At 39.1% G+C, this 12,899-nt stretch carries 10 protein-coding genes and 1 riboswitch; of the genes, 2 read left to right on the top strand and 8 right to left on the bottom strand.

What is annotated here, in order from left to right; all coding sequences use genetic code 11:
* Positions 1–19 precede the first annotated feature (19 nt).
* The 8 genes from leuB to thiT all read right to left on the bottom strand — a co-directional run bounded on the left by leuB (position 20) and on the right by thiT (position 10,167).
* Positions 20–1,126 (bottom strand): 3-isopropylmalate dehydrogenase, encoded by a 1,107-nt coding sequence (gene leuB, locus BMX63_RS04480; RefSeq protein ID WP_093132382.1) that lies wholly within the window; start codon positions 1,124–1,126, stop codon positions 20–22.
* Positions 1,127–1,168: 42 nt separating this feature from the next.
* On the bottom strand, positions 1,169–2,713 hold the full coding sequence (locus BMX63_RS04475; protein WP_093132380.1) for a 2-isopropylmalate synthase: 1,545 nt from the start codon (positions 2,711–2,713) through the stop codon (positions 1,169–1,171).
* Positions 2,700–3,734: a ketol-acid reductoisomerase gene (gene ilvC, locus BMX63_RS04470; protein ID WP_093132378.1), complete on the bottom strand. Its 1,035-nt coding sequence runs from the start codon at positions 3,732–3,734 to the stop codon at positions 2,700–2,702. Before ilvC ends, BMX63_RS04475 begins: the two co-directional genes overlap by 14 nt.
* A 22-nt stretch (positions 3,735–3,756) precedes the next feature.
* Positions 3,757–4,278: an acetolactate synthase small subunit gene (ilvN, locus tag BMX63_RS04465; RefSeq protein ID WP_093132376.1), complete on the bottom strand. Its 522-nt coding sequence runs from the start codon at positions 4,276–4,278 to the stop codon at positions 3,757–3,759.
* On the bottom strand, positions 4,275–5,996 hold the full coding sequence (ilvB, locus tag BMX63_RS04460; RefSeq protein ID WP_093132374.1) for an acetolactate synthase large subunit: 1,722 nt from the start codon (positions 5,994–5,996) through the stop codon (positions 4,275–4,277). Before ilvB ends, ilvN begins: the two co-directional genes overlap by 4 nt.
* A 375-nt stretch (positions 5,997–6,371) precedes the next feature.
* Positions 6,372–8,039: a dihydroxy-acid dehydratase gene (ilvD, locus tag BMX63_RS04455; protein WP_093132372.1), complete on the bottom strand. Its 1,668-nt coding sequence runs from the start codon at positions 8,037–8,039 to the stop codon at positions 6,372–6,374.
* Between the two features lie 12 nt (positions 8,040–8,051).
* Complete coding sequence (ilvE, locus tag BMX63_RS04450) at positions 8,052–8,960, bottom strand: branched-chain-amino-acid transaminase (protein WP_093132370.1); 909 nt, start codon at positions 8,958–8,960, stop codon at positions 8,052–8,054.
* Positions 8,961–9,564: 604 nt separating this feature from the next.
* On the bottom strand, positions 9,565–10,167 hold the full coding sequence (gene thiT, locus BMX63_RS04445; protein ID WP_245732715.1) for an energy-coupled thiamine transporter ThiT: 603 nt from the start codon (positions 10,165–10,167) through the stop codon (positions 9,565–9,567).
* A gap of 123 nt (positions 10,168–10,290) precedes the next feature.
* A riboswitch (TPP riboswitch) is annotated at positions 10,291–10,394 on the bottom strand.
* A 326-nt stretch (positions 10,395–10,720) separates the two neighbouring features.
* On the opposite strand from thiT, the gene BMX63_RS04440 reads away from it, so the two are divergent.
* Complete coding sequence (locus tag BMX63_RS04440) at positions 10,721–11,983, top strand: helix-turn-helix domain-containing protein (RefSeq protein WP_093132368.1); 1,263 nt, start codon at positions 10,721–10,723, stop codon at positions 11,981–11,983.
* 138 nt (positions 11,984–12,121) lie between these two features.
* Positions 12,122–12,895, top strand: a complete 774-nt coding sequence (locus tag BMX63_RS04435; RefSeq protein WP_093132366.1) for an enoyl-CoA hydratase — start codon at positions 12,122–12,124, stop codon at positions 12,893–12,895.
* Positions 12,896–12,899: the final 4 nt, after the last annotated feature.

Genomic DNA, 12,899 nt, shown 5'->3' with positions numbered 1-12,899 from the left:
CATAATTTAAAATGAACAGTTATACGTAGCAGCTCATAATGCTCTCAGATGCACTTCTGGAAGAAATTCCTTCAACAACAAGGCGGGTCATGACGTTTGTTCCAACCTGTTCACCTTCTTTTACATTTAAGTCAGCCGTATGATAACCCGAGCGTAATAATTCCTGAACTGCCTCTTCGACCGCATTAGCCTCTTCTTCTAATTGAAAGGAATGTCTTAACATCAGTGCGGTAGATAGAATCATAGCCAGCGGATTAGCCACTCCTTTTCCTGCAATGTCCGGAGCTGATCCATGAACAGGCTCATAAAGCCCCATACCATCTGCACGAAGACTGGCTGATGGAAGCATTCCTAAGGATCCTGTTAGGACGGATGCTTCATCGCTTAAAATATCGCCAAACATATTTTCCGTCACCATCACATCGAATTGGCCCGGATTGGTAATGAGCTTCATAGCAGCAGCATCTACCAGTAAATGTTCAACAGCTACATCAGGATATTCCCTCCGTTTCTCTTCTACAACCTCTCTCCAAAGCTTGCTGGAGGCTAATACATTTGCTTTATCTATAGATGTTAAATGCTTACGTCTTAGTCTTGCACTTTGAAAAGCCTGATCCACTATCCGTTCAATTTCTTCTCGTTTGTAAGCCAACGTATCAACAACGGACTGACCATCTTCACGGATTTCACTTGGTTCTCCAAAATAAAGTCCGCCAGTCAGTTCCCGCACAATAAGAAGATCACTGCCATTTATCACTTCTTCTTTTAGTGGAGAGGCATGTAACAACTGGGAAAATCCTTTAACCGGTCTTAAATTTGCAAAAAGACCTAAAGCTTTTCGAATGCCTAGTAAACCTTTTTCCGGTCGAAGGTGGGAAGGAAGGTTCTCCCACTTAGGGCCACCGACAGCACCAAGTAAAATGGCATCCGAACGCTTACAACCTTCAATCGTTTTATCAGGTAATGGCGTTTCTTGGGTTTCTATCGCCGCTCCCCCAATATCATAGGTATCAAACTCGAATTCATGGTCAAATTCAACAGCAATTGCATTAAGCACTTCCGTTGCTGATTGCATCACCTCTTGACCAATACCATCACCAGGCAACAAAGCAATTTGTTTTTTCATGAACCTAATCCTCCCCATTTTTTTAACTAAACTAAGCTCTCCTTAACTATGAATCTTTTTCTGATCAGCTTGGTGCTGACTAATAAATACTCGATTAAGAGCATTTAAGAAAGCATTAGCGGAAGCTTCTAATACATCCTGGGCAGCACCACGTCCACCCAGTTCCAGATCATTTACCTTCACCATGACATGAACTTCAGCTAAGGCATCTCGCCCTTTCCCAATGGAATTCAGTTGGTAATCAGTTAAATGAATTTCTTCCTGAACAAGGGATTCAAGTGTGTTATACAAGGCTTCCACACTTCCCTGACCAGTTTTTGCCGTTTCTACTCTGTATCCATCAGGAGTTAAGAGAGCTACTGTTGCTGTTGGCAGATTGAAGGATCCATATTGTACCTGGAATGATTCCAGTTTGTATTTGGCAATGTTTAGCGAATCAGCTTGTAAATCGGTCAGAATGGTAAATAAATCATCATCAGTAACTTCTTTTTTACGATCCGTAAGCTCTTTAAATTTGGTAAAGGCTTCTTTTATCTTTTCTTCAGATAGTTCAAAGCCAAGCTCCTCCACTTTGTTTTTAAAAGCGTGACGGCCGGAATGCTTTCCTAAAAATAGATTATTAGATTTAATTCCTACCATCTCCGGTGTAATAATTTCATAAGTGGAAGCCTCTTTTAACACCCCATCCTGATGAATACCAGATTCATGCGCAAAAGCGTTACGACCTACTACCGCTTTATTTCCGGGCACCATCATACCAGTGAATTTACTAATTAAGTCACTCGTCCGCTTAATTTCATTTAGGACTAAATTGGTTGAATGCTGATAATGGTCATTACGGATTTTCAATGCGACCGCAATTTCCTCCAGGGAAGCATTTCCTGCACGTTCCCCAATACCATTAATCGTACCTTCTATCTGAGTTGCTCCATTTTCAATGGCTGCAATGGAATTAGCAACAGCCATTCCAAGATCATCATGACAATGAGCAGATAAGGATACTCGATCAATATTCGGAACATGCTCCCTTACATATCGAAACATCCGGCCATATTCTTCAGGTGTTGTATATCCTACCGTATCAGGCAGGTTAATTACAGTCGCCCCAGCATCAATAACTTTTTCTATGATTTTAACGAGGAAGTCTAAATCTGAGCGACTGGCATCCTCTGCAGACCATTCCACATGGGTAAATTTTTTCTTTGCATAAGAGACCATATCAACGGATGTTTGGATTACATCATCTGGCGTTTTCTTCAGCTTGTGTGTCATGTGAATAGGAGAAGTTGCAAGAAAAATATGAATCCTTGGTTCCGCTGCATCCTTTAAAGCTTCCCAGGCAATGTCGATATCTTCTTTTGTAGTTCTAGCCAGACCTGTTACAGATGTATTTTTGATTGTACGTGCAATTTGTCTTACTGCTTCAAAATCGCCTTTAGAAGATGCAGGAAATCCAGCTTCCATAATGTCCATTCCTAAACGCTCCAACTGTTTGGCAATCTCAATTTTTTCAAGCTGATTCAAATTCACCCCGGGAGACTGCTCCCCGTCTCTCAACGTCGTATCAAAGAATTTAATTTGAGCCATGAGTTACGACTTCCTCCTTTTTCTTCTTTTTGGTCTGCTTAACAAATGGCATCAATGCTCGTAATTCTTTTCCAACCTGTGTTAACTGATGATTCTTCTCCATTTCATTAATAGCATTGAATTGTGGACGATTGACTTGATTTTCTAAAATCCAGCCTTTAGCAAACGCACCGGATTGTACGTCTTGTAATACTTCTTTCATCCGTTCTTTTGTTTCTTCATTAATCACTCTAGGTCCTGAAACAAAGTCTCCCCATTGAGCGGTATCAGATATCGAATAGCGCATATACTCCATTCCGCCTTCATACATCAGATCAACAATTAATTTCATTTCGTGTAAGCATTCAAAATACGCTATTTCTGGTTGATAGCCAGCTTCTGTCAATGTTTCAAAGCCTGCTTTTACAAGATTTGATACACCACCACATAACACGGCCTGCTCACCAAACAAATCCGTTTCCGTTTCTTCCTGGAAGGATGTTTTTAAGATTCCTGCACGACCAGAGCCGATTCCTTTGGCATAAGCTAAGGCTAATTCTGTCGCCTGACCAGTTGCATCCTGATATACACCGTAGAGTGATGGTACACCTGCTCCTTCTTCAAAGGTTCTTCTTACCAGATGCCCAGGTGCCTTTGGTGCAACAAGAAATACATCAACATCTTCTGGTGGAACGACTTGATTGAAATGGATATTAAATCCGTGAGCAAAAGCTAAAGCATTTCCTGGCGCAAGGTTTGGTTTAATTTGGTTCTCATAAACATCTGGCTGCAATTCATCCGGGAGAAGAACCATCACAACATCAGATTCTTCAACTGCATCTGCCACACTCTTGACATCCACTCCATCTTCAACTGCCTTATCCCAGGATTTACCCTTACGTAAACCGACCACTACATCAAATCCGTTTTCTTTTAAATTCAGTGCATGGGCATGACCCTGTGATCCATATCCTACAACTGCAACCTTTTTACTCCTTAATACTTCTTCCTGAATGTCATCGTGATAAAGTACTTTTGCCATTTTGAACATCCTCTCCTAAAAATTATTTTAATATTGAATAATCGGGAATCTCAGTTACTTGTGGCTGGTGCCCGCGAAGGAACGCTGTTAATCCAGTCCTTGCTAATTCTTTAATACCATAGGGACGAAGCAATTCAATTAAAGCCTCTACTTTGTCTGTCTTTCCTGTTACCTGTACCGTAAGACTATCCCGACTGACATCTATAATAGACGCGCGGAATGGTTCAATAATTCCCTGAATTTCATTTCTTATTTGACTGTTACTAACCACTTTAATTAATGCTAATTCCCGAGCAACGATGGCCTTATCTGTAATGTCCGATACTTTTAAAACATCAATCTGTTTATGAAGCTGTTTAATCATTTGCTCAAGCTTTTGAAAATCCGGTACTTCTACAACGAACGTCATTTTTGAAATACTTTCTGTTTCAGTACGTCCCACTGAAATGCTTTCAATGTTAAATTGTCTTTTGTGAAGCAATCCCGTTACACGGTTGAGCACACCACTTCGGTTTTGTACAGTTGCCGTGATAATTCTCCTCATGGTTTCACCCCTATCATTTCGTGAAGTCCTTTGCCTGGAGCAATCATTGGATAAACATTTTCAAGATTCAGAACTCGACAATCAAGTACGACTGGCCCACTGTAGGCAAACACTTCCGGCATAACCTGCTCAAGCTCATCCTTTGTTTCCACCTTAAATCCGCGTATGTGGTAGCTTTCGGCTAATTTCACAAAATCCGGTTGAACAGGCAGAAGTGATTCGGAGTAACGTTCTTCATAAAACGATTCCTGCCACTGTCTCACCATTCCTAATGCCTCATTATTCATAATGATGACTTTTACAGGTAAACCTTTATCTTGTAATAGGGATAGCTCCTGCAAAGTCATTTGGAATCCACCATCGCCAACTAAGGCTACAACCGTTTCATCAGGTTTAGCTAATTGAGCTCCAATGGCTGCAGGAAAGCCAAAGCCCATTGTTCCAAGTCCACCTGAGGTCACCCATTTATCAGGATTTGCAAACGTATAGTATTGGGCTGCCCACATTTGATGCTGTCCCACATCGGTTGTAATAATGGCCTTTCCTTCTGTCTCCTTATAAATGGCCTCTACTAACCACTGCGGTGACACTTCTTTATCGGCATTTTCATAAAATAATGGATACTCTTTTTTATATGCCTCCAATTGCTCCAGCCAATCTTGATGCCTTGGGCTTTCCTGAATCATAGAATGCATTTCAGTAAGAGCTTCTTTAGAGTCAGAAACAATAGGAATTTTTGTTTCGACATTTTTACCGATTTCCGCTGGATCGATATCAATATGGGCAACAGTTGCATATTTGGCAAAGTGTTTAAGATTACCTGTTAGCCGGTCATCAAAGCGAGCGCCGATATTAATGAGCAGATCACACTCATATAAAGCCATGTTTGCAGCATATGTGCCGTGCATTCCTGCCATTCCAAGCGATAATTTATGGTCTCCCGGAAAACTTCCCAAACCGAGCAAGGTCGTTGTAACTGGCAGCGAATATTTGACAGCAAAGGCTTTTAATGAGCTGGATGCTTTCCCATGCAGCACACCTGCACCCGCGAGCAAAACAGGTTTTTTCGCCTTTGCGATAGCATCTGCCAACTTTTTAATTTGTAAGGGATTCGGTTTTGTTGTCGGCTGATAGCCAGGTAGTTGAAACGTGGTATCATATGAATCCTCTTGTAAACTGGCAGCAATATCTTTTGGAATATCTACTAATACAGGACCTTTTCTCCCCGTAGTTGCAATATGAAAGGCTTCTTTTACAATTCGGGGCAAATCACTCATTGATTGAACCTGGTAATTATGCTTCGTAATGGGCGTCGTAATCCCCATAACATCCGCTTCCTGAAAGGCATCGGTACCAATGACATGTCGAGCAACCTGACCAGTAAAAACAACAAGCGGTAACGAATCCATCATGGCATCCGTTATGCCAGTAACTAAATTCGTAGCCCCTGGACCAGAAGTAGCAATGACAACACCAGGTTTACCCGAAACACGTGCATAGCCTTCCGCTGCATGAATAGCTCCTTGTTCATGGCGGCTTAAAACATGATGAAAGGATTCCTTTGCTTTATATAAGGCATCATAAATCGGTAAAACAGCCCCTCCTGGATAACCGAATAACGTATCAACACCCTCACGAATTAAAGATTCCACGAGCAAATCTGCACCAGTCCTGGTATTTGTTTCTGTACGCGTGCCCGCCTTTGCTTCAACGCTCACTTTTTAATCCCTCCTAATCACTTATTAGCCTTTTCTTTTAAAAATAGTTGTTAAAAAGTTAAAAAAGACCCTTTCTCCCTACACTCTGCAAAACACATTGGCAGAATATAAGGGGAGAAAAGGTCTTTTACTTTTCACGGTACCACCCTTTTTCACAGCATTCTCACAAACGCTGTCTCATGAAGCTAACAGGAGCCTCTTTGTTAACGAGTGTTCTGGAAACACCCGGCTAAGCCTAATGAGATAAATCCGTTCAGCTTAACACTCAGGGACGATGTCGGAATGAGTTGTATTTCCGGGCTTCCACCATCCCCGGATCTCTGGGAATACAATAACCCCATTCCTTTGTTCCCGTCATCGCTTTAAAATAACGTTTTATATTTTCATTACTCCTCCGGTATTTGCGGAAGTAACTAGTTTGGAGTACTTAGCTAAATAACCGGATTGAATTTTTGGATCTGGCTTTTTCCAATTTTTTCTCCTTTCTGCCAACTCCTCCTCGTCTACTAATAATTCAATCGACCGTGTCTCCAAATCAATCATGATGCCATCCCCATTTTCAACTAAAGCAATCGGTCCTCCCTCAGCTGCTTCAGGGGAAATATGACCAACTGATATACCTCGTGTAGCTCCTGAGAAACGTCCATCAGTAATTAAAGCAACTTCCTTTCCAAGACCACGACCGGCAATCGATGATGTTGGAGCCAGCATTTCCGGCATTCCCGGACCACCCTTTGGACCTTCATAGCGAATGACTACAACATGACCGGCCTGAACGGTACCATTATCAATTCCTTTCTGAGCCTCCTCTTGAGAATTGAAAACAATGGCATCACCCAGAAATTTTTTAATCGAAGGATCCACAGCACCAACTTTAATGACAGCACCATCTGGGGCGATATTTCCGTATAAAATGGATAAACCGCCAACGGGACTATACGCATTCTCTTTTGTACGAATTACTTTATCATTTTTAATTTCCGCATCTTTCACATTTTCATAGATTGATTTTCCTGTAACCGTGATTCGATCTTTGTGAATGAGTCCATCAATTTGGCAAAGCTCATTGATAATTGCACTTACACCACCAGCCAGGTGAACATCGTGCATAGTATAGTCAGATGCTGGGCTGATTTTGGACAAATACGGAACTTTTTCTGCAATGTCGTTAACCGATTTTAAGTCATATTCAACGCCTGCTTCATGCGCAATGGCTAAAGTATGAAGTACCGTATTGGTTGAACCACCCATTGCCATATCTAAAGCAAACGCATCATCAAAGGTTTCTTTTGTTAAAATATCTCGTGGGCGGATATCCTTCTTAACCAAATCAACTAAGTGATATGCTGCTTGGTAAATTAGGTCATGGCGTTCTTGGGAGGTAGCAACAATGGTTCCATTCCCCGGGACTGTTAAACCGAGCATTTCCATTAAGCAGTTCATGGAATTTGCCGTAAACATACCTGAGCACGATCCACATGTCGGGCATGCCAGCTGTTCCATTTGTGATAATTCCTGTTTGGTCATTGTTCCTGATTTATAAGCTCCTACTCCCTCAAACATGGAAACAAGTGATAGATGATCTCCACTTGGTGAGACGCCACCTTCCATCGGGCCTCCTGAAACGAATACCGACGGAACATTGGTACGTGCTGCTGCCATTAACATGCCTGGAGTGATTTTGTCACAGTTTGGGATATAAAAAACGCCATCAAACCAATGGGCATTAATTACTGTTTCAGCACTGTCGGCTATCACTTCCCTGCTTGGAAGCGAATAACGCATTCCAATATGCCCCATGGCAATCCCATCATCTACCCCAATGGTATTAAACTCGAATGGAATGCCTCCTGCTTCCCGAATGGCCTCTTTTACTACCTTTCCAAATTCATTTAAATGCCTATGGCCAGGAATAATATCCACATAGGAGTTACAAACTCCAATAAATGGTTTACCTATATCACTGGTTTTAACCCCTGTTGCATGCAATAAACTTCGATGCGGGGCACGATCGATTCCTTTTTTGATCATGTCACTTCTCATTGTGGAGCCCCCTTATATTGCCTCGACATTCTTTTTCTTTTCTGGATAGCATTGAACACCATCTATTAAAACAAGTTTTCTAAATTCCTGTAAGAGATGTTTTGTGATGCTGCCAATTTTCCCACCATTGATAGGGCGCTGGTCAACTTCTACAACCGAAATTACTTCAGCTGCCGTACCAGTTAAAAAGACTTCATCTGCTACAAAAACATCGTGTCGGGTAAATGGCTGTTCTTTTAACTCATAGCCATTTTCTTTTGCTAAGTCGATGATGGCATTTCTTGTGATTCCCTCAAGCGCACCTAAATAGATAGGTGGAGTATATATAGTTCCATTTTTTACAATGAAAATGTTATCTCCGGAGCATTCCGTAACATATCCCTGGTCATTTAACATAAGTGCTTCATCTGCACCAGCCTGCTTTGATTCTTGTTTAACTAATATATTATTTAAATAATTTAATGACTTAATTTGTGGACTTAATACATCCGGACGATTCCTTCGTGAAGCAACCGATGCCAGCTTAAGGCCACGTTCATATAGTTCTTCTGGATAAAGAGCGAGTGCTTCTGCGATCACTACGATGCGGGGTTCCTGGCATAAATCCGGGTCTAGACCAAGATTACCTTTGCCTCGAGAGACCACAACACGTATATAGGCATTCTCCAGGTTGTTTTTGCGAACAGTGTTCACAATAATCTGCTTAAAATCCTCCTTTGCATAAGGGATATCAAGCATTACAGAATGAGCTGATTCATAAAGACGATTAAGATGTTCTTCTAATTTAAAAACATTGCCACTGTAAACACGAATACCTTCGAATACCCCATCTCCATACAAAAAACCATGATCATATACAGAAATAACGGCATCTTCTTTGCGAACGTATTCGCCACTTAAATAAATCCACTGATCACCCATATACGACACTCCTCTCTTAATATATTTGTAATGAATCGCATAAAAGCGTTAACGCATTAAAGTATAAAAGTTCAAAAATAACCCCTTCTCTTAAAATCAATATTTTGAAGTTGTAAAGGGCTTTTATACTCTGATTGTTATGGGTTTCTTCATGTAGTTTTATTAATATTGTCGATAATCATAACGCCATTTTAGTTGGAGGTCAACCGGTAATTCGAAAAAATTCTGATAATTTTTATTAATCAGATATTAAGTAACCGCTTACATCATTGGTGCCGTTGAAACACTGAATCCTATAGGTATTTGCGTCATTTTTAGTGACTGATTGTGTTAAAGGTTATTATGATTTTTACCAAGTATATTGGAGCGGAAGTGCTGAGACTCCTGCGGGAAGAGCGGTATATGGGAGACCACACAGACGTATGCCCAGATAGCTCCCGGATCATCACTCACGGAAAGCGAGAGCAATTGAGAGGAAACCAACACCCATGGTTAACAAGCCTGGTGTCTAAAGATAATGGTGTCTCTGTATTAAAAGAACTTAAAAGCTGATAATAAAAGAGCTGCCCATTAAAGGACAACTCTTCACAATTAATATGGGAAATCAGCCTTTAAGACTATAGGCTTCAGGAGATGATTGAAAATATTTTTTAGGTAAAGCTGGAATTAATAGAGTTAATAGAATCATACAGAATAAAACAGAAAAGCTCATATATCCACCATTATATAAAAGTGAATAAATAACAACTGGCTGATCACCCGCAAAGGATGAAAAGAAAACAATCCCTGCTACAAAGTGACATAGGAAACGGAGAAAGCCTCCCAAAATCGTCCCCATAATCATAAAAGATATCCATTTCAAAGACTTTCCTTCTGTTATTCCTTCTTTCACCTGTTTTGCAAACATCCCCGCAACACCTACTAGTGTAAAGGCTAAGAAATAGTCAATGAAGCCTTGAACAGGATGATATATAGATGCCCCTAATAGAAGCTGTAATCCTCCAAATAGAAATCCGGATAGCAGCCCGCCTTTTATTCCCCATCGAAAAGCCATAATTAATACAGGAAGCATTCCTATCGATACAGACCCGCCTTGAGGCCAGAAACGCCCCGTTAAAAATTTAGATAGCTCATCAAATAATAAAGCTAAGGCTGTAAAGATGGCAATCTCCACAATAAATAACACTTTAGACTGATTTGTTGTCAACTTAATTCCTCCCCAATCTAATAATGAAAGTGAAGGTCGCCACATAGCGTATTGATTTAATACATAAAAAAGCAAAGTATGGCGCAAGGACGCGCAATACTTTGCTTAAGCTACAAAACAAACTGTCCTTAACACCACAATCCCTACGCAAGTACTAGCTTGACAGGTTCAAAGGGTCAAGAACTTCATCGTTCAATCTCAGCCAATTGGCTCCCCTTTGTGGCAAACTCATTCACTTTTGATTCTAATATACTATGGACTTCCTAAAAAAACAACTACGAAATATCAGATAATCGTTTTATTTTTGGCAGTATCCGTTTGCCAAACAACTACCCAGTATAGATAAGTATTATCGGGTTTAAATGAAAATGATCAGGCTGATTTATATCCTCAAATTTAAACTATATGGATTTTTCCTTGACCTTAAGCAAAATCTTAAGAAAAATATAAATAGAATAACATTAATCCATTTCATTGTTTTAGATATATTTTACTAGTAAAATGGATTTATTATAGTAAATATTAATGAAAATTTTATCCAGGAATGATGTGAATGTTTCAAGGAAAATTGATTAAATATCATCGTACAAGAAAAGAGATGACTCAAAAAGAATTAGCTGCTGGAATATGCTCGGTTTCCTATCTAAGTAAAATAGAAAACGAAACCATCGAACCTAGTCAGGATGTACTATCTCTTTTAGGAGAACGCCTTCACATCACCTTAGATATACAGGAAGATAGCCAGGATGTAGAAAAGCGTATCCTGGAGTGGTATAACCACATAAAAGACAATGATTATAAAAGAGCACAAAGCGAATATAAGAATTTACAAAAAATTTACCAAGGGACTAATAACCATGTAATAAAGTATTTATTTTTAACTATCGAATTTGGCTATCTATTAGCTTTTGAAAAAGACAATAAAATCATAACATCTCATTATAGACAACTACGAGAAATGCAGGAATTATTCAACCCATTAACTTATTACTATTTTCACAAATTAGAATCAATATATTTTTATAACAAAAATGATTTAGTTAGTGCATTAGAGTCCCTTAAAGAAGCAGAAAAAGTTTATCCATCTATCGATTTAATAGATTTATCTCTTTACTACAATTTAGCTGTCTATTATAGTCGAGCTGATCAATTATATAAGTCACTTCATAATGCATTTAAAGCTCTACATGAGGCTCAAATGAATTATGACCTGACTACTATAACGAAAACCTTTATTCTTATTTCAACTCTCTATATTAGAATTGGTGAGTACGGTTTTGCAGAAAACGAATTATTAAAACTAAAAAAAGAAGAATTAAATATAACACCACAATATAAATCTTTAATATATCATAATCTTGGTTATATATATTATCAGCAAAAAAAGTATGAAAAGGCTATTCAACATTTGAGAGATTCACTTGAACAAAGTGAATCTGAGGAGGAACAGGCGGAAACCATTTATGTACTTAGTTTAGTTTATTATACAATACTTGATTTAGATCAATTTGAAGAGACGGTCAAATTTGGGTTAGACCTGGCGGAAAAAATAAATTCCCGTAGATATTTATATAAGTTTTATATTATAGAAGCAAAGAAAAATCAGCAAATCTATGATACTCAATTCATTGAAAAGCTTCAAAAGGAAATTATCCCTTACTTCAAGGAATCTGGGGATCAATATGAACTTCTGCGTCTTTATAAATTAATCGGAGACATTCACTTCCATAATCGTCAATATAAAAAAGCCGGAGAATATTATCAGCTTACTCACCAATTTTATTCGAATACGTTTAGAGTAGAGGATTACCTATAAAAGAGTCATAAACGGCTCTTTTTTTATTTTATTCAAATAATTCTAGTAGGAATATTGATTACCATAATAGAATAATATATCTATTAGCTATGTATGCGTTTAAATTACATAATAGATAAAAGAAGAGGTGATACTTTTATGTCTAATTCCGTTTTACTATCCATCGAAGAAAAAACAGCAACTTTAACACTAAATCGACCGGAAAGCATGAATGCCATGAACGTTGAACTGTTAAATGAGTTACTTAATGGCTTACAAAGAGTAAAAGAAAGTGAAGCAAATGTACTGGTCATAACCGGTGAAGGGAAGGCCTTTTCAGCGGGTGGTGATATCAAAACGATGTTACTGCAGTCAGATGCTGACGTTTTTCATGATATTATGAAAACGATTAAGGATATAATGATTACGCTTTATACACTGCCCGCTATTACTATTAGTGCCATTAATGGTGCAGCGGCTGGTTTGGGTCTTAGTCTGGCTTTAGCAAGTGACTATGTAATTGCAGATAAGAAAGCAAATGTGGCGATGAACTTTATTGGAATTGGCTTAATTCCTGATGGAGCAGGGCACTTTTTTATGGAGCAGCGACTGGGTGAAGTAAGGGCCAAACACACGATTTGGGAAGGTCAGAAATTCTCAGCAGAACAAGCTCAAAAACTGGGATTAATAGACGAAGTAGCCGTTCCTGATTTAAATGATTTCATCCAGCAAAAGATAGATCAGTTACGTAGTAAGCCAATCAAAGCCATGATTGAAACAAAACTGATTTATGCTGAACAAAATCGAACAAAGCTCATGCATATACTTGATCAGGAAGCCATTGGTCAACAAAAAATGCGTCAAACGAATGATCATAAGGAAGGGATACAAGCCTTTTTAGATAAAAGAGGTCCTGCCTTTTCAGGAGAATAACGAA

The sequence above is a fragment of the Salinibacillus kushneri genome (assembly GCF_900111405.1).
In the GTDB taxonomy this organism is placed as follows: domain Bacteria; phylum Bacillota; class Bacilli; order Bacillales; family Alkalibacillaceae; genus Salinibacillus; species Salinibacillus kushneri.
This window is presented reverse-complemented; position numbering and strand designations above follow the sequence as displayed.

Coding starts and splice junctions, on each gene's coding strand:
- BMX63_RS04435 (WP_093132366.1), top strand. CDS start 12,122: ATGTCTAATTCCGTTTTACTATCCATCGAAGAAAAAACAGCAACTTTA.
- BMX63_RS04475 (WP_093132380.1), bottom strand. CDS start 2,713: ATGGCTCAAATTAAATTCTTTGATACGACGTTGAGAGACGGGGAGCAG.
- ilvC (WP_093132378.1), bottom strand. CDS start 3,734: ATGGCAAAAGTACTTTATCACGATGACATTCAGGAAGAAGTATTAAGG.
- BMX63_RS04440 (WP_093132368.1), top strand. CDS start 10,721: ATGTTTCAAGGAAAATTGATTAAATATCATCGTACAAGAAAAGAGATG.
- ilvE (WP_093132370.1), bottom strand. CDS start 8,960: ATGGGTGATCAGTGGATTTATTTAAGTGGCGAATACGTTCGCAAAGAA.
- ilvN (WP_093132376.1), bottom strand. CDS start 4,278: ATGAGGAGAATTATCACGGCAACTGTACAAAACCGAAGTGGTGTGCTC.
- ilvD (WP_093132372.1), bottom strand. CDS start 8,039: ATGAGAAGTGACATGATCAAAAAAGGAATCGATCGTGCCCCGCATCGA.
- leuB (WP_093132382.1), bottom strand. CDS start 1,126: ATGAAAAAACAAATTGCTTTGTTGCCTGGTGATGGTATTGGTCAAGAG.